At 67.7% G+C, this 19,900-nt stretch carries 18 protein-coding genes; 14 read left to right on the forward strand and 4 right to left on the reverse strand.

Translation table 11 applies throughout. The features are described 5' to 3' along the window. Positions 1-55: 55 nt before the first annotated feature. Genes CLV71_RS06540 through CLV71_RS06575 form a run of 8 tightly spaced genes read left to right on the forward strand, consistent with a single transcriptional unit; the run spans position 56 to position 5,979 of the window. Positions 56-1,429, forward strand: a complete 1,374-nt coding sequence (locus CLV71_RS06540) for an aromatic ring-hydroxylating oxygenase subunit alpha (RefSeq protein WP_133901688.1) — start codon at positions 56-58, stop codon at positions 1,427-1,429. Further along, the gene (locus CLV71_RS06545; RefSeq protein ID WP_133901689.1) at positions 1,426-1,998 is read left to right on the forward strand and encodes a 3-phenylpropionate/cinnamic acid dioxygenase subunit beta; all 573 of its coding nucleotides are present in this window, start codon (positions 1,426-1,428) and stop codon (positions 1,996-1,998) included. The genes CLV71_RS06540 and CLV71_RS06545 overlap by 4 nt, the downstream gene beginning before the upstream one ends. Then, positions 1,995-2,267: a hypothetical protein gene (locus CLV71_RS06550; protein ID WP_243866249.1), complete on the forward strand. Its 273-nt coding sequence runs from the start codon at positions 1,995-1,997 to the stop codon at positions 2,265-2,267. The genes CLV71_RS06545 and CLV71_RS06550 overlap by 4 nt, the downstream gene beginning before the upstream one ends. Beyond that, positions 2,264-3,049 carry a 3-(cis-5,6-dihydroxycyclohexa-1,3-dien-1-yl)propanoate dehydrogenase gene (hcaB, locus tag CLV71_RS06555; RefSeq protein WP_133901690.1) on the forward strand — a complete coding sequence of 262 codons (786 nt, stop codon included), beginning with the start codon at positions 2,264-2,266 and terminating at the stop codon, positions 3,047-3,049. Before CLV71_RS06550 ends, hcaB begins: the two co-directional genes overlap by 4 nt. Before the next feature lie 14 nt (positions 3,050-3,063). After that, positions 3,064-3,255, forward strand: a complete 192-nt coding sequence (locus CLV71_RS06560) for a ferredoxin (protein ID WP_133901691.1) — start codon at positions 3,064-3,066, stop codon at positions 3,253-3,255. Continuing rightward, positions 3,252-4,436 (forward strand): NAD(P)/FAD-dependent oxidoreductase, encoded by a 1,185-nt coding sequence (locus CLV71_RS06565; protein WP_133901692.1) that lies wholly within the window; start codon positions 3,252-3,254, stop codon positions 4,434-4,436. The genes CLV71_RS06560 and CLV71_RS06565 overlap by 4 nt, the downstream gene beginning before the upstream one ends. Then, the gene (gene phtC / locus CLV71_RS06570) at positions 4,433-5,194 is read left to right on the forward strand and encodes a 3,4-dihydroxyphthalate decarboxylase (protein ID WP_133901693.1); all 762 of its coding nucleotides are present in this window, start codon (positions 4,433-4,435) and stop codon (positions 5,192-5,194) included. Before CLV71_RS06565 ends, phtC begins: the two co-directional genes overlap by 4 nt. Further along, complete coding sequence (locus tag CLV71_RS06575) at positions 5,191-5,979, forward strand: IclR family transcriptional regulator (RefSeq protein ID WP_133901694.1); 789 nt, start codon at positions 5,191-5,193, stop codon at positions 5,977-5,979. Before phtC ends, CLV71_RS06575 begins: the two co-directional genes overlap by 4 nt. Positions 5,980-6,574: 595 nt before the next feature. Here CLV71_RS06575 and CLV71_RS06580 read toward each other — a convergent pair. After that, positions 6,575-9,553, reverse strand: a complete 2,979-nt coding sequence (locus CLV71_RS06580; RefSeq protein WP_133901695.1) for an AfsR/SARP family transcriptional regulator — start codon at positions 9,551-9,553, stop codon at positions 6,575-6,577. 194 nt (positions 9,554-9,747) lie between these two features. Here CLV71_RS06580 and CLV71_RS06585 point away from each other — a divergent pair, with 194 nt between their 5' ends. From CLV71_RS06585 to CLV71_RS06595, 3 genes are read left to right on the forward strand one after another with little or no spacing between them, the layout of a single operon-like run. Continuing rightward, a complete protein-coding gene (locus CLV71_RS06585) occupies positions 9,748-10,944 on the forward strand; it encodes a hypothetical protein (protein ID WP_133901696.1) in 1,197 nt (398 codons plus the stop codon). Next, on the forward strand, positions 10,941-11,243 hold the full coding sequence (locus CLV71_RS06590) for a hypothetical protein (RefSeq protein ID WP_133901697.1): 303 nt from the start codon (positions 10,941-10,943) through the stop codon (positions 11,241-11,243). Before CLV71_RS06585 ends, CLV71_RS06590 begins: the two co-directional genes overlap by 4 nt. Next, positions 11,240-12,172, forward strand: a complete 933-nt coding sequence (locus CLV71_RS06595) for a carbohydrate kinase family protein (RefSeq protein WP_133901698.1) — start codon at positions 11,240-11,242, stop codon at positions 12,170-12,172. Before CLV71_RS06590 ends, CLV71_RS06595 begins: the two co-directional genes overlap by 4 nt. Before the next feature lie 2 nt (positions 12,173-12,174). Here CLV71_RS06595 and CLV71_RS06600 read toward each other — a convergent pair whose 3' ends face one another. Together CLV71_RS06600 and CLV71_RS06605 are read right to left on the reverse strand one after the other, a co-directional pair. Further along, positions 12,175-14,013: a tetratricopeptide repeat protein gene (locus CLV71_RS06600; RefSeq protein ID WP_133901699.1), complete on the reverse strand. Its 1,839-nt coding sequence runs from the start codon at positions 14,011-14,013 to the stop codon at positions 12,175-12,177. Between the two features lie 609 nt (positions 14,014-14,622). Continuing rightward, on the reverse strand, positions 14,623-15,186 hold the full coding sequence (locus CLV71_RS06605; protein ID WP_133901700.1) for a dihydrofolate reductase family protein: 564 nt from the start codon (positions 15,184-15,186) through the stop codon (positions 14,623-14,625). A gap of 84 nt (positions 15,187-15,270) precedes the next feature. Between CLV71_RS06605 and CLV71_RS06610 the strand changes: the two genes are divergently transcribed. Beyond that, on the forward strand, positions 15,271-16,236 hold the full coding sequence (locus CLV71_RS06610; RefSeq protein WP_133901701.1) for a sigma-70 family RNA polymerase sigma factor: 966 nt from the start codon (positions 15,271-15,273) through the stop codon (positions 16,234-16,236). Between the two features lie 20 nt (positions 16,237-16,256). Here the strand turns inward: CLV71_RS06610 and CLV71_RS06615 are convergent, their stop codons facing one another. Further along, positions 16,257-16,733, reverse strand: coding sequence for an NUDIX hydrolase (locus CLV71_RS06615; protein WP_133901702.1), 477 nt, complete (start codon positions 16,731-16,733; stop codon positions 16,257-16,259). A 244-nt stretch (positions 16,734-16,977) separates the two neighbouring features. Here CLV71_RS06615 and CLV71_RS06620 point away from each other — a divergent pair, with 244 nt between their 5' ends. Both CLV71_RS06620 and CLV71_RS06625 read left to right on the forward strand, forming a co-directional pair. Beyond that, on the forward strand, positions 16,978-18,411 hold the full coding sequence (locus CLV71_RS06620) for a pectinesterase family protein (RefSeq protein WP_208297413.1): 1,434 nt from the start codon (positions 16,978-16,980) through the stop codon (positions 18,409-18,411). Between the two features lie 18 nt (positions 18,412-18,429). Further along, positions 18,430-19,863 (forward strand): RICIN domain-containing protein, encoded by a 1,434-nt coding sequence (locus CLV71_RS06625; protein WP_133901703.1) that lies wholly within the window; start codon positions 18,430-18,432, stop codon positions 19,861-19,863. Positions 19,864-19,900: the final 37 nt, after the last annotated feature.

Below are 19,900 nucleotides of genomic sequence, written 5' to 3' on the forward strand. Positions count from 1 at the left end.
CTCTTCTGCATAGAAGAAATTTTATCTGCGGTACAGATCGATTGCTGGAGGGCGGATGACCGGTCAGGCCACGGTGCTCGCCGACGTCCGTCGCGGCATGATCCCGGCGCACATCTACAACGACGCGGAGATCTTCCGGCTGGAGCGGGACCGGGTGTTCGGGCGTGCCTGGATGTTCGTCGCACACGAGTCGGAGATCCCCGCGCCGGGCGACTACGTCGTGCGCCGCGTGCTCGAGGACTCGTTCATCGTGGTCCGCGACGAGCAGGGCCAGGTGCGTGCGCTGTTCAACATGTGCCTGCACCGCGGCATGCAGGTCTGCCGCGCCGAGGTCGGCAACGCGTCGCACTTCCGCTGCCCGTACCACGGCTGGTCCTACCGCAACGACGGCCGCATCGTCGGGCTGCCGTTCCACCGCGAGGCGTACGGCGGCGAGGACGGCTTCAGGCGCAAGGGTCAGTCACTGCTGCCCGCGCCGTCGATCGACACCTACAACGGCCTGGTCTTCGTGAGCCTCGACCCGCACGCCCCGCCACTGCGTGAGTACCTCGGCGACTTCGCCTTCTACCTCGACTACTACACCAGGCAGAGCGAGGCGGGCGTCGAGCTGCGCGGCCCGCAACGCTGGCGCGTCAAGGCGAACTGGAAGATCGGCGCGGAGAACTTCGCCGGCGACATGTACCACACGCCGCAGACCCACACGAGCGTCGTGGAGATCGGCCTGTTCCGCGAGCCCAAGGCGGAGAAACGCAAGGACGGCAACACCTACTGGGCGGGCGCCGGCGGCGGCACCACCTACAAGCTGCCGCCCGGCACGCTCGAGGAACGCCTGCGCTACGTCGGCTACCCGGACGAGATGATCGCGAGGATGCGCGCCACCTGGTCGGCCGACCAGCAGAAGGTCATCGGCGACAACGGTTTCATGGTCTCCGCGGCCACCGTGTTCCCCAACCTGAGCTTCGTGCACAACTGGCCGAAGGTGGCCGACACCGACGCCGTCCTGCCGTTCATCTCGCTGCGCCAGTGGCAGCCGGTGAGCGAGGACGAGACCGAGGTGCTGTCCTGGTTCGTGGTGGACAAAGCGGCGCCGGAGGAGTTCAAGGCGTTGTCCTACAAGGCCTACCTGATGTGCTTCGGCAGCACCGGGATGTTCGAGCAGGACGACGTGGAGAACTGGGTCTCCCTCACCAGCACCGCGGCGGGCTCGATGGCACGCAGGCTGCGGCTCAACAGCAGGATGGGCCTGCTGACCGACGACACCACGGTCGTCCCGGCCCTCACCCGCGAGCAGTTCGCGGGCCCGGGCACCGCCTACGTCGGCTACGCGGAGCACAACCAGCGCGCACTGCTGAACCGCTGGGCGGACTGCCTGGAGAAGCCCGTCGACGAGGCCGCGTCGGTCGACATCGGTTCGGCGGACCGGTCATGAGCACCCGTCCGGCCTCCCCGCTCGGTCGCCATGCCTCGACCACCGAGCGAACCGGCTCGTCGCTGCCGTTCGACGACACCAGACACCTGCTCGCACACCGGTTCCTCGTCGACGAGGCCTACCTGCTCGACGCGCAGGACTACGCCACCTGGCTCGACCTGCTCACCGACGACATCCACTACTTCATGCCGGTGCGGGTGACCACCGCGCTCGGCGCCGGTTTCGACTGCGCGCCGGGCATGGCGCACTTCGACGAGGACAAGTACTCGCTGTCCAGACGGGTGGCCAGGTTCGCCACCGAGCACGCCTGGACCGAGGACCCCCCGTCGCGCCTTCGCCACCACCTGGGCAACATCCGCACCTTCGCCACCCCGACCGACCACGAGCTGGTGGTCGAGTCCGCGGTGCTCCTGTTCCGCAGCAGGGGAGACGTGCGGGAGCCCGCCGTCGTGTCGGCCGGCCGGGAGGACCTGCTCCGGTCCACATCGGACGGCTGGCGGCTCGCGCGCCGCACGATCATGGTCGACGAGTCCGTGCTGCGGATCCAGAACCTGGCGGTATTCCTGTGACCGACGACAGCCCCGGCCCCGGTGCCGACATGGTGCCCGTCGGCGAGCCGATCACGATCGCGAACGAGTTCGCCGAGATCCGCGTCCGCAGGGTCGACACCCGCAACGGCTCCCGGCTGCTCGTCGAGTCCCCGCGCAGCGGCCAGTGGATCACCCTGTGCCCGCTGGAGCTGGAGTCGCTCACCTGGCAGACCCCGCTGACCTTCTCCGCCATGATCGGACATCCGGCCGCCCCGCTGGTCACCGAGGCGAACTGGGAGGACCCGTGACCGGGTGGCTCGACGGCAGGCGGGCACTGGTCGTCGGCGCCGGGTCCGGCATCGGCCGCGCGGTGGTCGACGCCTACCTCGCCGAGGGCGCGCGGGTCGCCGTGCTGGAGCGCGACGAGTCCAAATGCGACAGTCTGGCGGCGGAGCTGCCGCGGGTGCCGGTGGTCACGGGCGACGCGACGACCCGAGCCGCCAACGAGGCGGCGGTCGAGGCCGCGGTGTCCGCGTTCGGCGGACTGGACGTACTGGTCAACTGCGTCGGCGTGTTCGACTTCTACCTCGGTCTGTCCGAACTGGACACCGAGGCGATCGACGACGGGTTCGCCGAGGTCTTCTCGGTGAACGTCAAGAGCTGCCTGCACTCGGTGAAGGCCGCGCTGCCCGAGCTGTCTCGCTCCGGCGGGTCGGTGATCCTCACCGAGTCGACGTCGGCCTACTACCCGGGCCGGGGCGGGGTGCTCTACGTGTCGTCGAAGTTCGCGGTGCGCGGCCTGGTGACCGCGCTCGCACACGAGCTGGCGCCGACGATCCGGGTCAACGGCGTGGCACCCGGCGGCACGCTCGGCACCGACCTGCGTGGCGCGGCGAGCCTCGGCCTGTCCGACCGGCGGCTCGCCGACACGCCGGGCCGGGCGACGGAGCTGGCGGCACGCACGCCGCTCAACGTGGCGCTGTCGGGCGCCGACCACGCCTGGAGCTACGTGTTCCTCGCGTCGGCGCGGTCGAGCGGGGTGACCGGCGGGGTCGTGCACTCCGACGGCGGGGTGGGGATCAAGACGTGACGAGGGAGGGCGCCATGCCGGTGGTACGGGCGGACGTCGAGGCGTGCCAGGGGTACGCGAACTGCGTGATGGGGGCCGAGGACGTGTTCGACATCGACGACGACGGCGTCGTGGTCGTGCTGCGCGACACCGTCGACGAGTCCGAGCGGGAGCGGGTCACCGGTGCGGCACGCAGCTGCCCGGTCAGCGCGCTCACGGTCGAATGAACCGCACGGTCGTGGTCGGGTCCTCCATCGCGGGGATTCGCACCGCGCAGGCGCTGCGCTCTGCCGGTGACACGGACGAGATCGTGGTCGTCGGCGAGGAGTCGGTGGCGCCGTACGACAAGCCGCCGCTGTCGAAGGCGGTCCTGGCCGGCACCGCGGAGGTGGCCGACGGCGCACTGCTGCCCGGTGATGCCGATGTCACCGTCCTGCTGGGCACCCCGGCGACCGGCCTGGACCTCGGTTCGCGGGAGGTGGAGCTGGGAGACGGGCGCCGCCTCGGCTATCGCGATGTCGTGATCGCCACCGGCGCGCACGCCCGGCCGTCGCCGTGGCGCCCGCGCTCGGGCGTGCACGTACTGCGAACCGCTGCCGACGCGCTGGCGCTTCGATCCGACCTGGATCGCGGCGGCCCACTGGTGGTGGTCGGCGCCGGGGTGGTCGGCTCGGAGGTCGCGGCCACCGCACGCGGACGCGGGCTGGAGGTGGCGCTGGTCGACCCGCTGCCGGTGCCCGCGGCGCGGGTGCTCGGCGACCCGGCCGGGATCTTCCTCGCCGAGCTGCACCGCGCCCGCGGCACCCGGTTGCACCTTGGCGTCGGTGTCACCGACGTGACCGGCGAGGCCGGTGACCTGCGGGTGACACTGACCGACGGCCGGGTGCTGCCCGCCGCGACCGTCGTGGTCGGCATCGGCGCGGCCCCGAACGTCGGCTGGCTGCGTGGGTCCGGGCTGCGGCTGCACGACGGGGTGGTGTGTGACGAGTTCGGCCGCTGCGCTCCCGGCGTGTGGGCCGTCGGCGACGTGGCCCGCTGGACCCGGCCGGGCGTAGGGGCCACCCGCTACGAGCACTGGACGAGCGCGGTCGAGCAGGCCGCGCTCGTGGCACGCAACATCGCGGGAGAGCGGCTGGTCGGGTACGCGCCGGTCGACTACGTGTGGAGCGACCAGTTCGACTGGCGGCTCCAGGTCGCGGGCCGCCCCGCGGACGCGGTCACCCACAGGGTGGTCGTTACCCCGGACGACGAACGGTTCGCGGTGGTCGGCTTCGACGCCGCCAGGGTGCCGGTGGGGGTGGTCACGATGAACTGGCCGCGGGCGATGCTCACCGCCCGCCGGTCGATGGACGACCCGGCCCTCGCCACCCGACTCACCGCGCTGGCCGGGAGCAGGCGGGCATCATGACCGAGGCATCGGATCGAGTGCTCGTCGCGGACGCGTGCCGGGTGCTCGCCGCGCGCGGCCTGTCCGACGGGGTGCTCGGGCACGTCAGCCTGCGGGTGGACGAGGAGCGCCTGCTGATCCGCTGCCGGGGGCCGCACGAGCGGGGACTCGCGTGGACCACGCCCGAGGACATCCGGCTGGTCACGCTGGACGGTGCCGAGGGCGCACCGGGGGAGCTGGACGGCTACTCGCCGCCGAACGAGCTGCCACTGCACACCGAGGTGCTGCGCAGCAGGCCGTCGGTGACATCGGTGGTGCACGCACACCCACCCTCCGTAGTCGCCGCGGACCTGGCGGGCATCGCGATCCGCCCGATCGTGGGTGCCTACGACATCCCGGGCGCGGCGCTGGCCCGCGCGGGCGTCCCCGTATACGAGCGCGGGGTGCTGATCCGCGACCGGGAGCTGGCCGGCGAGATGGTCACCGCGATGGGGGAGCGGCCGGTGGTGCTGCTGCGCGGACACGGTCTGACCAGCTCGGCCGCCGGTGTGGCACAGGCGGTGCTGCAGGCGGTGAGCGTCGACCGGATAGCGGCGCTGTCGCTGTGGGTCCGGGCCGGGGGCGGTGAGCCGGCCGAGCTGCCCGCGGCGGACCTCGACCAGCTGCCGGACCTGGGGTCGGGCTTCACGGTGGCCGTCGCGTGGCGACACGAGCTGGCACGGCTCGGTGACACTGCGGTGGGACCCGTTCATCCGTTCCGGTTAGGCTCTTCGTCATGAGCGCGGCTCCACGGAGCGCGGCGGACGGTCGCACGCCTCCCCACTACCCGATCGAGTCAGTGGACAACGCCCTGCGGCTGCTGCTTCTCTTCGCGGAGAAGCCGAGGATCAGGCTGACGGACGCGAGCGCCTACCTCGGGGTGGCGTCGTCGACCGCGCACCGGCTGCTGGCGATGCTGCAGTACCGGGGGTTCGTGCGGCAGGACGCGGCGTCCCGGGCGTACGAGCCGGGTGGTGCACTGGCGACGATCGCGTCGGCGGTGCTGCGTCAGGTGGACGTGCGGGCTCGTGCGCGGCCGATCCTGGAGCGCCTGAACGCGGAGTTCAACGAGACGGTGCACCTGGGCAGGCTGGAGGACCGCCAGGTCGACTTCCTGGACTCGATCGAGAGCAGCCGCGCCGTACGGGTGGCGTCCCGCGCGGGCCGGTCGCTACCGGCGCACTGCACGTCGACCGGCAAGGCGATGCTGTCCCAGCTGGACACGGCCGAGCTGCACAGGCGGTACCCGGAGGAGAAGCTGCAGGCCGTGACCGAGCGGACGATCACCTCGCGGGCGGCACTGGAACGTGAGCTGGCGACCACTCGCAAGCGCGGCTACGCGTCGAGCATGCAGGAGAGCGAGGAGGGCGTCGCGTCGGTGGCCGTGGCAATGGAAAGCCCGGGCGGCGACTATTACGCGGTCAACATCTCGATGCCGAGCACCCGCATGTCCCCCACCATCCGCACCGACGTGGCGAAGGCCCTCATCGCCGCCGCCCACGAGATCACCGAACTGCTCGTCTGACCACTGTGCTTGACGGTGAGGCGCTCAAAGGGCCCACGGCTCCTACGACAACCCGGGCGACAGTGGCGAACGACGCGTTGGTGCCATGAACACATGTGACGGTCACGCCAGGCTCGACGCGACCCGTGTCACGAAATTTGTTGAGCATATTACTACTATTGTCGGGTCGAACGGTCCCTCGATGCGACGAGGCGGGATGTACTGGGGTTTCGTCGGAACCGAACAAGCCATCCGCGCCGGGGTGTCCGCTAGAGAGAAAATGTGGACACCCCAGAGCGGCGGAATTCGATCCTAGGCACTCGCGGCCGAAACCGCCGACACGACGTTGAGCATGTCGTACCACGCCAAGGCGAGGCCAAATGCGACAACCCGTGGCAACCATCGCGCACTGTCCTCCACAGTGGCCAGGAAGGGCAGCTTCGCGGGGCACAAAAATTCTTGTTCCAAGATCATGACGGCATCCTGCCAGCCCGCCCCGTCGCCAAGGTCATCGGGGGTACTCTGCGCGCCAGGAGGAAGCAAAGTCGAATATCGTGTTCGATCTTTGTCGTCGAGCGGCTTCTCGCCTGGTCGGAGCGGGTTGTGAATTGCCGCTTCAGTCGGGAATATGAACCGTTTTCATATCGGTGCCTGTTCGCTGTGGAGTCTGAGTCAAGTGGGCGGCCTGCGCGGTCGTGCGCGGGATCGGGATTGGACGGTCGTCAACTGTCTCCAGCAAGCTGCGGACAACGGTGGCACGAGGGTCCGTCGGTGCGCTGATCAATTCCTGTGCCGACCTCCACGATTGTGCGGCCGTGGCCGACTCGCCGGCAGCTGCCTGGGATCGGCCCATGATGATGAGGCCGTCGATCTCCCCGGACTTGTCGTCCGCTTCCCGGTAGGTGCGGATCGCCTCGTCGGCCATTGATGTGGCGACGGCGTGGGAACCGAGGCGAAGGTGAGTGGCGGCCAGGGTGGTCAGCGCTGCCGCTCCGCCGGTTCGGTCCACGTGGACGCGGTCGAAGAGATCCAGCGCGGCCTGCCCGTACTGGAGGGCGTCCTCCAGTAGGTCCTGCTCCAGGCTGAGTTGGGCAAGGCAACGCAGTGCGGTGGCATGTCCGGCCAGATCGTCGGCCAGTTGGCTCGTGTAGGCGGCCAGGCGGTAGTGGGAGCGGGCATCAGTGACGTTGTGCAGCATGCGGTTCGCGTCGCCGAGGCGGCGATGGGTGTTGGCGACGGCCCAATCGCTCTGGATGCGGGTGTTCATGGCCAGAGCGCGGGTGAGCCATGTGACGGCATCGGCCGGCCGGCCCCGGTTGAGATGGGTGACACCGGTGTTGTGCGTCGAAACGGCGACGCCTCTCATGTCACCTGCCGCACTGAACGCCCGGTGGGCGAGCTCGAAGCAGTGTCCGGCGTTGGCGTGATCGTTGAGCAGGGCGTATGCCGTGCCCTTGTTGTTCAGGCAACCGCCAACCGCGGCCGTCTCGCCGGTGAGTTCCGCGGATCGGCGACCCAGATCGTGGATTTCCAGCAGGCTGTGGGGGCTCACGTGTCGGTTGAGTGCGTTGAGACAGGCGGACAGCCGCCACACGTGGTCGTGGTGGGCCAGCTCGACCGCCCGGTATGCGCAGGCGATGAGGTTCGTCCGCTCTGTGACGAGCCACCGCAGCGCGGTGTTCGCGTCGTCGAAGGCGACCGGCTCGACTGGGTCGACCGGGGTCAGTTCGGGCACCGGCTGATCGTCACCGAGGAGGAGCGAGCGAGCGTGGCATGCGGAGCCCAGGTACCAGTCGAGCAGTCTGCGCACCGCGCGATCTCGCTCGTCCGCCTTCTCGTTCTCTCGGACGATGTCGATGGCGTAGTCGTACAGCAGGTCGTGGACGAGGTAGCGGCCGGCCTGCTCCTGGGCGACGAGGTGTGCACCAACCAGCGCGTCGAGAAGCCGTTCGACGTCGGCGAGCTTGTCGTGGCCAAGCAGGGCGCAGGCAGCGCGCACGTCGAACCGGGTGGTCGGGTGCAGGCCGACGAGCCTGAAGGCGCGTTGTTCCTCCGGGCGCAGGTTGTGATAACTCCACGAGAAGGTGGATCGGAGTGTGGTGGTGTGGTCGTCGCCGTGGGAGCCCGCGTCGAGAAGACGTCGCTCGTGCCTGAGTTCGGTGGAGAGGTCGCCGATCGGCACAGCTGGTCGCGCGGCGATGTGTTCACCGGCGACGCGCAGCGCCAAGGGCAGGCCCTGGCACAGTTCGACGAGCGTTGAGGTCGTGGCCGGATCGTCGGTGGCACGGTGCCCGACGCACTTCTCGAGCAGCCTCGTCGCGTCGTCGTCGGACAATGCCGGGATGACCACGCGTTGGCCGCCGTCGCGGTAGATGACGCCGGTCAGCTGCTGGCGACTGGTGATCAGTGTCCGACAGCCCGCGGTGGCGGCGAGGAGCGGGCGCACGTGCATACTGTCACGCACGTTGTCGAGAATGACCAGTACATCCTTTTTGGACAAGGTGCGACGGAGCAGGGTCGCGCGTTCACTGGTGTCGTCGGGTATCTGGGTCGCGCGAACGCCGAGCTCCTCCAGGAACTCCGCGATGACGGTGTTCGGCTCGATGAGCGGGGCCTCCGCGTAACCGGCGAGATCGGCCAGCAGCACGCCGTCCGGGAACCACTTGTGTTGCCGGCGGGCCCAGTGTTTCGCGAGCGTGGTCTTGCCGACGCCGGGCAGCCCGTCGAGGACCACGACATCGACCTCGCGATCGTCACCGGCGAGCAGCTCGTCCAGCTGGTCGAGGAGTTCGTCGCGTCCCGTGAAAAGCGGTGTCACCCGGGGCGGGCTCGGCGGTGTCGGGGCCGCCGTGTTCGATCGGCGCGGACTCGACGCGTCCCTGAAGGCGTGGACGAGCTGCGCGGAAGGCTGTGCGCCGAGGTCGTCGGCCAGTCGCTGGGTGAACTCCCGGTAGAACGCGGGCACCTCACCGCTCCGGTTCGCGACGGCGAGTGCGTGGATCCACCTCACGGCCAACTGTTCCTCGGTGGTGTGTTCGGAGAGCAGTCGTTGGAGCCCGTCCAGGACCGCGTCGTGGTCACCGAGCGCGAGCTGCGTGTCGAACAGGCCGCAGAAGGCGGGAATGAGTTCGCTGTGGACCAGTGTCGCGCGTAGGCGACGCGCCCACGTCGTGTTGAGGTCGGCCACCGGTGGCCCTGTCCACATGCCCACTGCCGACGCGAAAAGCCCGGCAGCTTCCGAAAGGTTCCCTCTGCCGCGTGTCCTGTGGCCGTTGCGTACCGTGGTCCGGAATCTGTGGAGGTCCACAGTGGAGGGATCGATCTCCAGGCGGTAGGAGCTTGCTTCGTGCAACACGTCGGCTGGGCATCCGGATTCCCGTAATACCCGGCGTAATCGGGATACCTGGGGTTGGACCCGTTTCCCTGAGTCAGCTGAATGATCGTCGTCCCAGAGTGCTTCGAAGATACGGTCGACGTGCACCGCCTCGTTCATGCGGAACGCCAGGTAGCCGAGCAGGCCACGAACCTTGGTGGGACCGAGTTTGATCTGCTCGTGCATCTGCAGGCGTACTTGCCCAAGGATTTTCAGTTCCACCGAGGCTCCCCAACCGGGTCCGCAACGTGCCGGCAGTCGAGTGTGTGACGGGCAAAAACATCAACTCGCTTTTTTCTTCGACTCTGATATCCAACCGTTACGATTCGGGAAAGTCGCTGCAAGCGTCCTGCAAGTTGTCTGCCAATCCTGTCGCCATGCTCGACTCCGGAGTTTGTTCCGGGGAGGGAGCAAAGGTGAACGAACAAGAATGGCGGCAAGTGCCGGTCGGTCTTGGCGCACGACGATGGGTCACGAGGGAGACGCGGAAGGTCGTGCTCGTGGCGGCACATACCCTGGTCTCGGTCCAGCGCCTGCTGGACGTGGTGGGGTTGGTCGAGACGGATCGCCGTGTTCAGGTGGTGTTTACCAAGGCGCCCGCGCCACTTGGCGACGGCGTGTTGCAATATCTGGATTTTGTTGGCGCGCTGACTATTCCATGGACTCAGGCGGTGCACGAGCGCTTCGATCTTGCGTTGGCGGCCGCATACGCGTCAATTGACGACCTACATGCGCCGGTCCTGGTGATGGCGCACGGCGCGGGTTGGGGCAAACGTTCCGGCGGTACGGGACCGATATACGGGCTGGACGCCGGTCGACTGTTGCGGGACGGCAGGCCTGTGCCGGCGACGCTCGTGCTGTCCCACGACGCCGACCGCAGGATACTCACCGAACAGTGTCCGCAGGCTCTGGACATCGCCATGGTGGCCGGCGACCCGTGCTACGACCGAATGGCGGCCAGCCTGCCGTGCCGAGATGCCTACCGACGGGCGCTTGGGGTAGGCGTCGGCTGTGATTTGGTTGTCGTCGCTTCCACGTGGGGTCCGCACTCGTTGTTGGGGCGGATCGAGCAGTACCTCGTGACCGTTGTGAAGCAACTGGATCCGGCACGGTATCGGGTGGCCTTGCTGGCGCATCCGAATGTCTGGCACGCCCACGGACGCAGGCAGTTGAGGGCATGGCTGTCGGACGCACGCGCGGAGGGGTTGATGTTGATCGAACCCGACGTGGACTGGCGTGCGGCGGCCGTCGCTGCCGACTACGTGATCGGGGACCACGGATCGACGACGGTGTACTCCGCGGCCATCGGCACACCCGTCCTGTGCACCGATCTACCGATCGAGCACCTCAATCCGGCGTCTCTGCAGGCGTCGTTCGGTATGCAGGCACCGCGCCTGGTGCGCGCGAGACCACTCGAGCCCCAACTCCGCGCGGCCGCCGAGTGGTGGCGTTCGTTGCCGGCAGGGGGAACCGCGGCAAAGCTGACCTCGCGGCCGGGTCAGGCCCACCAGCTACTGCGGGAGGAGATGTACCGGTTGTTGGGGATGTCGATGCCGGGCCGGCACCGTGCGGTGGAGCCCATACCGGTCCCCGGACACGGGAGGAGGTCATGATGGATGACACCGTCGTCGCGATCTACGATGTGAGTGAACGCGCGTGGCTGCAGGCGGCCGACGTCATCGTCGGGCAACACCGCACCCGGTGGGCGGCGCGCCGGTGGATCGACTCGGTTCGTCAGTGCTACCCGGGCTGTGTCGTCGCGGTCACCCGCCAGCGGCGTGATCGTTGGTGTGTGGTCGGCTTGCCTGCCCGGGTCTTCCTGGTACGGGGTGGGTACATGGACGCGGCCATGTCCATCCAGATCGGGCGAGCTGCCTACCAGGTCTGGGCCGCACAAGGGGTGCGGTCATGACGCGCGTCCTCGTCGCGGGTGTCGTGAGCGTCCGGCTCTCTCAGCAGGTGCCGGAATTCCCTGTGCCGCTTGTCTCCAACCAGGTCGTCGACGGCGGGTTGGACGTGCGGCTGGCGGGTGCCGGGTGGTCCGCGGCCACCGTGGCTCGTGCGTTGGGCGCAGACGTCCAGCTCGCTACCTACGTTGGTGCGGATCCGCTCGGGATGGTAGCCGAGCAGGGACTGCGCGCCCGCGGCTGGTACCACCGCGGAATCCAGGTGTGCGCTGAGCAGCCGCGTGCCCTGGTGCTCTACGACGCGGCCGGGACCCGATGCGGAACCACGGACCTACGCGCCATGTGGGATCTGCGATATCCCGTGGACGTATTTGGCTCTCTTCTCGACGAGCAGTCCACCGACGTGGTCCTGATGGCCAGTGTGGGGTTCACCCGACCACTCATCGCCACCACGCTCGCACGACAGGTGCCCATCGCCACCGACATGCAGTGTGTGATCAGTGCGGACTACCCGCGCAAACAGGACTGGCTCCATGCGGCGACCATCGTGAGCTGTTCGCATGAGAAGCTGCGCGACGGTCCGATCGAATGGGTCGAGGCCCTGTGGCACCGTTTCGCGACGCCGATAGTCGTCATCGGATGTGGTGCGGACGGCGCACTGGTCGCCACTTATGAGGATCGCCGGATCTGGCACGTGGGCGCGCCGACACCACGAGGTGTGCGGTTCGTTGGCGGGGCCGGCGACACCATGCTCGCCGCGTTCGTGCACCAGTATTTCGAACACGGCGATCCGGTCTCCGCACTGCGCCACGCCACCCTCGCCGCTGGCTGGCTGGTCGGCGGTGGTCCCGACTACGAGTTCGATCTGTCCGCCGAGAGGCTCGCCACACTCGGTGCGCGTCATGGGTTACCGGACGCGCGTCGCGAGCGATGACGTCAACTACTCGGTCGCATCAACTGAGCTGCCCGGTCCCGATGGGACCGGGCTTGCTCGGCATCACCCAGTCGATCGTGCACCTGTGCGAGCAGGTCGTGCGTGGTGGCCCGTTCGTGGTCGGCGTCGACTGACACCAGCATGGCCAGCGCCTCCTCGAGCAGTTGGCGTGCCGCCTCGGTCTCTCCTCGCAGGAGGTGGGCTTGCGCCAGTACGTGTGACGCTCGGGCTGTGTTATACGGGTCGGGCTGCTCCAGCGAACGCAGGATCGCCATGGCCTCGTCGAGATGTCCGATCAAGGCCGGAACATCTCGTAGCGCGAGCAACGCCCTACCGAGGTCGATCAGCGCCAAGGCCAGGTCACGATGCAGGTCCAACGCGCGAATGATCTGGGCGGCCTCGTCGAAGGCGAGTACCGCCTGCTCGTGCTCTCCCAGGCGGGAGTGCAGTCCGCCCAACGTCTTCAGCCCGCTGGCCAGTCCGCGCCGGTCGCTCCGCTGCCGAGCCCCAGCCAGCAGTTCGTCGATGTGCTGCTGCGCCGAGGTGAACTCGTCAAGCCGTACATAGACGCGAGCCAGCCGTTTGCGCATCTCTGTTTCGGCATGCCAGTCCCGCATGTGGACGGCCGCGGTCAGGCCGAGCCGGTTCACCTCGACCGCCTCGCTGTTGTGCTTGTGCAGGATCAGCAACGGCTGTATGGCATAGGCCAGCTTGTAGGCGATCTCGTACCTGCCCTGTGTCACGGCCGATCGCATCACCGCCGCGAGATCCAGGCGGTGTCGTTCCAACCACGCGAGCGCACCGTCGTGGTCGACGACCTCTACGGGAAGGTCGTAAGATCGGCCGAACTCATGTGTGAGTGCCGGCCTCGCGGGCATCACGATTGCGCTCGCCGCCTGTGCGACGAACAGATGCCACTCACTTACCGTTTGCTCCATGGAGTTCCTGTCCTCCGAACTCACCTCCTGACCAACGACCGCGCGTGCGTGCGTCCGCACGAGTTGATGACAGCGGTACCGACCTGGACCGATCTCGTCGAGAACACCTGCGTCCAAGAGCGCGTCAATGGCCTCGCTCGCCCGGGCCGACCCACAGACCGCCGCGACCAGCTCGCCGGAAAGCAGAACGCCAGGATTGATCCCGACGACGTGATACGCGCCGACTGCCGAGCTCGGCAGGATCCGGTAGGACAGATCGAAGGTCGCGCGTACGGACAGGTCCTCGTCGAGCGACAACATATCCAATCGGCGGCGCTCATTGTCCAACGCCGCGACGAAATCGGCGACAGATCGGCGAGGCCGCGATGCGATCAGGGCCGATGCCACAGCCAGGGCGATCGGCAGTCCCTCACACCGGTCGACCAACTGTTCGCCCGCTGCCCGCTCGGCAGCGAGACGCGCCGCTCCCACGTGATGCTCGACCAACTCGATCGCTGCTGCTGAGTCCAACCGCCCGATCGTCACCACGGACGCGCCCTCGGCGAGCAGGCCAACCAGAGGCGATCGGCTCGTGACCACGACCACGCTCGATCCGGAAGAAGGAAGCAGCACGCGAACCTGCCCGGCCGAGAAGGCATCGTCGAGCAGGACCGCGATCGATCTGCCCGCGGTCACCGAACGGAACAGCCCAACGCGTTCGCTCAACGTCGTCGGCACAATGTCCGCAGGCACACCCAGTGCCCGGAGGAACGCGCCGAGAACGTCTTCGGCCGCCACAGGACGACCGGTGGTCTCAGTCAGCACCGCGTACAGAGCACCGTCCGGAAACTGGTTCAGCACGGCGTCCAGCCAACGCAACGCCAACGCCGACTTACCGACACCCCCGGGACCGTTGATCATCATCAGTCGCGGGGCACGTGCGCCGCCCGGCCGCACTTCATCCAGTTGGGACAGTTCCTCCGTCCGATTGGCGAAATGTACCGGAGGAGCCGGCAACTGCTGAGGGATGACGGCCGCGCCGGCTCCCGCTGGTTTCCACGTCAAGTCGCTGCCCCCATCCCCACACGGAACTTTCCATTGTACGTTGTGTGGGTGTCACTTTCTGTAACGTTGTACTGCCACGCTAAGCCATCGAGAAGTCAGCCGCGTGCGTCGTCCCACGTCCGGGTGACCCGCTGATCGTTTGCGTGACAGGATCGCCTACTGGAATGAGCTGCGGACCTGGTGAGTAAGCGTGTGATCAAGAATTGGCAGGCAATTCGTTTCCGGGTGTCAGCCCAGGCAACCTGCCGTCTTCAATGTTGAGTGCATGACGGTGCGTGGTTGCGGGAACCCATGTGGACGATTATCGACAGAAACTCCACAGCGGACACAAGGCCGACTCTCGTCGGCGCCGACCCACGTCCGTTCGCGTTGACAGGATATACCGCGTTGTGCGGACACTGGCCACTCGAAACCTCCATCCGGTCCCTGGCCGCTTCCCCGGCCGCTCCGGTAACGGGAGCGGCGTGATCACGCCGCCTTCCGGTAGCGCAGGAGCGCGGCCGGGCCCCGCTGTTCGACGGCGCTGAGCCGTAGGTCCGTGGGCGGGGTGTGGTCGGAGAAGAGGCGCTGTCCCGTGCCGAACACGGAGGGGAACACCAGGAGGCGGTACTCGTCGACCAGGTCGTGGCCGGCCAGTTCGTGGACGACGCTGATGCTGCCGGTGACGATGACGTCCTGCTCGGCCTTGCGGCGGCGGACGGTCGTGACCAGGTCGTCCTCGAGCAGTGACGAGTTCTGCCAGTCGTCGACGCTGGTCAGCGAGTGGGACGCGACCAGTTTGGGGATGTTGTTCATCCTCGTGGAGAACTCGTCGGTGCGGGTGGGCCAGATCTTCGCGAACAGCTCCCAGGTCGTGCGGCCCAGCAGCATGACGCCGGTGTCGAGCAGCGGCCCGAGCAGGAACTTGTCGCCCGCCACCGCCTCGGGGCCGTGGCGGAACGCCCAGCCGCCGTTGGGTGTTCCGCCGGATCCGTCCGGATCCTCGATGACGCCGTCCAGCGTGACGAACTCGATGACGGTCAGGTCGCTCATGTCCCACTCCTCGTTCGGTGTGTCCTGGCCGGCCGGGTGGCTCGGTGTCGGTACATACCGGCGAGTGCCCTCATACTCATCGCGATGACCACCATCGATTTCGAGACACGCGTCGAGCGGCACCGCCGGGAGCTGCTGGCCTACTGCTACCGGATGCTCGGGTCCGTTAACGAGGCCGAGGACCTGGTGCAGGAGACGATGCTGCGGGCGTGGAAGGCACGCGACCGCTACGACGAGCGCAAGGCCTCCGTCCGGACCTGGCTGTACCGCATCGCGACGAACGTGTGCCTGACCGCGCTGGAGGGGAAGGCGCGCCGCCCGCTTCCGTCCGGGCTCGGCGCGCCCAGCACCGATCCGGACACGCCGCTGCTGCCGGCCTTCGACGTGCCGTGGCTCCAACCCTTCCCCGACGCCCGGTTCCGCGACGGCGACGATCCGGCGGCGCGGGTCGTGAGACGTGACAGCATGCGACTGGCTCTGGTCGCGGCCATGCAGCTGCTGCCGCCTCGACAGCGCGCGATCTGGGTGCTGCGCGAGGTTCTGGAGTTCAGTGCCGCCGAGGTTGCCGGGCTGCTCGACACGTCGGTAGCCTCGGTGAACAGCGCTCTGCAACGGGCGCGGGCCGGGTTGGCCGGCGCCGCGGTCGTGGAGGACGAACTCGGCCAACCGGACGATCCGGCCGTTCACGAGGCCGTGGCCGCCTACGTGCGTGCCTTCGAGGCCGCTGACGTGGCGGGCCTGGTCGAGCTGCTCACCGAGGACGCGGTCCTTGAGATGCCGCCGGTGCCACTGTGGTACCTCGGCCGCGACGACTACGCCGCGTTCATCCGCAGGGTGTTCGCGATGCGCGGCGTCGGCTGGCGCATGATCCCGACCGGGGCCAACGGCCAACCGGCGGTGGCTGCCTACGCGCCGAACCCCGAGGGTGGGCACCAGTTGCACACGTTGCAGGTGTTCACCGTCACCAGCGGGGGAAAGGTCTCGCACACCGTCGTTTTCCAGGACCCGGCGGTCTTCGCGGCCTTCGACCTGCCGGCGGTCCTCGACTGATCGAACGCACCCCGCTCGGTTCAGGTAGCCGGGGACTGACACACACGTCTGGCGATCTCCGCGTCCAGTGGGCTCATGTCCTCGCTCACTGGACGCGCCGGCGGCCACCACTGAAAGTCGAGTGCCTCGTCGTTCGTGGTGAGCGACGGCGAAACCGGGAGCCGAACCCGGTAGATGGCAAGGAGTTCGCGGCGCACCGGCTTGGTGAGGACGAACTCGGCCACGGCCGCGAAGGTCAGTGTGACGTCGTCGATCCCTGTCTCCTCGCGGAGTTCTCGTACGGCGGTCTGCCGTGCGGTCTCACCGGGCTCGCGTTGTCCGCCTGGCAACTCCCACTGCCGTCGCCAGCGGTCGAACATCATGAGGACAGCGTCGTCGTGCGTGACGACCACCAGGGACGCGGGTACCGCGGCCAGAGGGTTCAGCTCCTGCTCGTCGGCCACTCGGAAGTCGACCAGCGCGTTCCCGGCGTTGTCGCGAATCGGCAGAGTGGCCACAACGTCCAGTCAACCGCACGGATCCGACACGGTCGAGGACCTGTCCTGTGCTGGGTGAACAGGTGTGACCGGTGTATCGAGAGTAATTCATGTTCTCGCTAACATGATCTTTGTCTTGGTCTTTCGACTGAACAATTTAAGCTGTGCAGTGCTGTTGACACTCGGACAACAACCTGCCATAACAGGTGAAGGAGATGTTGTTAGCGATAACATCGCGATCTGTCCTCAACGAGGAGGACCTCTCATGAGACCAGTGGGTTCGACGGTGCTCGGCCGCGTGGTCCGGGCGTTGGCAGTGCTGGCGATGGCGGGCTCGGCAGCCGTCTCGGTGTCCGCGCCGGCCCAGGCGGCGGTGCCGGTCAACGGCACGACCTACCAGGTGAGCGTCACCAACAGTGGTAAGTGCCTGGACGTCACGGCGGGGTCGGCTGACAACGGTGGTCTGGTGCAGCAGTGGAGTTGTTCCGGCGACACGTGGCAACAGTTCACCCTCGGCGCTTCCGGCGGCTACCGGACGCTGACCAACGTCAACAGTGGTAAGTGTCTCGACATCCCTTATGGGACAACTGAATCTGGTGTGCAGTTGCAGCAGTGGACCTGTAGTGGGTCCACGTATCAGCAGTGGCGGCTGGTCGCGTCGGGAGCTGGTACGTATCAGCTGGTCAACGTGGCCAGTGGGTTGTGTCTGGCGAACCAGAACGCGTCGTCGGGTTCCGGTGTGCCGATCGTGCAGGAGGCGTGTACGGCGAACACCAACAAGCAGTGGCTGTTCACCCCGGTGTCGACGGCGACACCGACGGTCGCTGCGGACGGCACCGGTCAGTACCGCACGGTGCAGGCGGCGATCGACGCCGTGCCGGCCAACAACGCGAGCCGGGCCACCATCACGATCAAGGCGGGCACCTACCGCGAGATCGTGACCGTGCCCGCGAACAAGCCGTTGATCACGTTGCAGGGCCTCGGCAGCGGCCCGTCGCAGGTGGTGATCGTGAACAACCACTCGGCCTACACGCACGGCACGTCCGGCAGCGCGACCGCGTTCGTGTACGGCCGTGACTTCGTGGCGACGAACCTGACGATCTCCAACGACCTCGACGAGAACTCGGTGCCGAGCGGCCAGCAGGCGGTGGCACTGCACCTGAACGCGGACCGCGCGGTGCTGCGCAACGTCCGGCTGCTCGGCGACCAGGACACGTTCCTCGTCAACGACTCGACCCGCGCCTACGTCACCGGCTCCTACGTCGAGGGGACCGTGGACTTCGTCTTCGGCGGTGGCACGATCGTGTTCGACGGCTGCGACGTGTACGAGAAGCGGTCGACCGGCGGCCCGATCACGGCGGCGAGTACCGCGGCGACGAAGACGTACGGCTTCCTGTTCTACAGGTCGCACGTCCGCGGCGCGGCGGCGGCCGGTACCACCAACCTCGGCAGGCCGTGGCGGCCGGACGCGCAGGTGTTGTACCGGGAGTCCACACTGGACGCCGTCGTCAGGACGTCGCAGCCGTGGACGGACATGTCGGGGAACCTGTGGCAGAACGCCAGGTTCCTCGAGTACCGCAACACCGGCGCCGGCTCCGGCACGGGCACGAACCGTCCGCAGCTGGCCGACTCGCAGGCCGCGAACTACACCCCGCAGAAGTACCTCGCCGGCACCGACGGCTGGAACCCCGTCGGCTGACACGGAAGGACGAATCCCATGCGCTCCAAGAGATCAGTGGCTCACGTCTTCTGCGCTCTGGCCCTCGCCGCGGCCGCGGCGGTCGTCGCGGTGCCGACCGCGAGCGCCGCCGTGCCCTCGGTCGGCGCCACCTACCAGATCAGCGTGACGAACAGCGGTAAGTGCCTGGACGTCACGGCGGGGTCGGCTGACAACGGTGGTCTGGTGCAGCAGTGGAGTTGTTCCGGCGACGCCTGGCAGCGCTTCACCCTCGGCGCCGCGGGCTCGTACCACACGCTCACCAACGTCAACAGTGGCAAGTGCCTCGACATCCCCTACGGCACAACGGAATCTGGTGTGCAGTTGCAGCAGTGGACCTGTAGTGGGTCCACGTATCAGCAGTGGCGGCTGGTCGCGTCGGGAGCTGGTACGTATCAGCTGGTCAACGTGGCCAGTGGGTTGTGTCTGGCGAACCAGAACGCGTCGTCGGGTTCCGGTGTGCCGATCGTGCAGGAGGCGTGTACGGCGAACACCAACAAGCAGTGGCTGTTCACCCCGGCAGGCAGGACGTGGTCGAACGCCGCGGACGGCTTCGCGGGCACCAGCGGCATGGGTGACACCACGACCACCGGCGGTGCGGCAGGCGCCACGGTCACGGTGACCAACTACGCCGACCTGGTCCGGTACGCGACCGCGAGCGAACCGTACGTGATCCGGGTCGGCGCCGCGGTCACCGTCACGCCGTACGGCACCGAGATCCGCGTCCAGTCGAACAAGACGATCATCGGCGTCGGCACCGGCGGGCACATCGTCAACGGCGGGTTCTTCCTGGCCGGTGGCGTGCACAACGTGATCATCCGCAACCTCACGATCCGCGACACCCGGATGGCCTCCGACGACCCGGACGACAAGGACTTCGACTACGACGGCATCCAGATGGACACCGCGCACCACGTGTGGATCGACCACAACACCATCGTGCGCATGAACGACGGCCTCATCGACAGCAGGCTCGACACCACGTACCTGACCGTGTCGTGGAACGTGCTGGCGGAGAACAACAAGGCCTTCGGCATCGGCTGGACGAGCAACGTGACGTCGCGGATGACCATCCACCACAACTGGATCCACGACAACAACCAGCGCAACCCCAGCACGGACAACGTCGCGTACGCGCACCTCTACAACAACTACCTGCAGAACATCACGTCCTACGGCAACTACGCCCGAGGCGCGACGAAGATGGTCCTGGAGAACAGCTACTTCGACAACGTGAAGGACCCCTACTACCGCGACGACGCCGCGCAGCTGCGGCAGTCCGGCAGCATCGTCGTCAACTCGACCGGTCAACAGGAGACGGGCGGCTCGGCCTTCACCCCGAGCACGTACTACGCCTACACCCTCGACCCGGCCACGAACGTCCCATCCCTCCTGCGCACCTACGCCGGACCGCAGGCCAACATCGGCGCCTGACCGGACAGTCACCCCTCGGCCGTCGTCCTTTTCGGAC

Origin of the sequence: Actinophytocola oryzae, from assembly GCF_004364325.1 — a bacterium.
Classification (GTDB): Bacteria; Actinomycetota; Actinomycetes; order Mycobacteriales; family Pseudonocardiaceae; genus Actinophytocola; species Actinophytocola oryzae.

Bases quoted from the DNA above. Each gene is read 5' to 3' on its own strand.
- CLV71_RS06540 (WP_133901688.1), top strand. From the start codon at position 56: ATGACCGGTCAGGCCACGGTGCTCGCCGACGTCCGTCGCGGCATGATC.
- CLV71_RS06545 (WP_133901689.1), top strand. From the start codon at position 1,426: ATGAGCACCCGTCCGGCCTCCCCGCTCGGTCGCCATGCCTCGACCACC.
- CLV71_RS06560 (WP_133901691.1), top strand. From the start codon at position 3,064: ATGCCGGTGGTACGGGCGGACGTCGAGGCGTGCCAGGGGTACGCGAAC.
- CLV71_RS06565 (WP_133901692.1), top strand. From the start codon at position 3,252: ATGAACCGCACGGTCGTGGTCGGGTCCTCCATCGCGGGGATTCGCACC.
- phtC (WP_133901693.1), top strand. From the start codon at position 4,433: ATGACCGAGGCATCGGATCGAGTGCTCGTCGCGGACGCGTGCCGGGTG.
- CLV71_RS06575 (WP_133901694.1), top strand. From the start codon at position 5,191: ATGAGCGCGGCTCCACGGAGCGCGGCGGACGGTCGCACGCCTCCCCAC.
- CLV71_RS06590 (WP_133901697.1), top strand. From the start codon at position 10,941: ATGATGGATGACACCGTCGTCGCGATCTACGATGTGAGTGAACGCGCG.
- CLV71_RS06595 (WP_133901698.1), top strand. From the start codon at position 11,240: ATGACGCGCGTCCTCGTCGCGGGTGTCGTGAGCGTCCGGCTCTCTCAG.
- CLV71_RS06600 (WP_133901699.1), bottom strand. From the start codon at position 14,013: ATGATGATCAACGGTCCCGGGGGTGTCGGTAAGTCGGCGTTGGCGTTG.
- CLV71_RS06605 (WP_133901700.1), bottom strand. From the start codon at position 15,186: ATGAGCGACCTGACCGTCATCGAGTTCGTCACGCTGGACGGCGTCATC.
- CLV71_RS06610 (WP_133901701.1), top strand. From the start codon at position 15,271: ATGACCACCATCGATTTCGAGACACGCGTCGAGCGGCACCGCCGGGAG.
- CLV71_RS06620 (WP_208297413.1), top strand. From the start codon at position 16,978: ATGAGACCAGTGGGTTCGACGGTGCTCGGCCGCGTGGTCCGGGCGTTG.
- CLV71_RS06625 (WP_133901703.1), top strand. From the start codon at position 18,430: ATGCGCTCCAAGAGATCAGTGGCTCACGTCTTCTGCGCTCTGGCCCTC.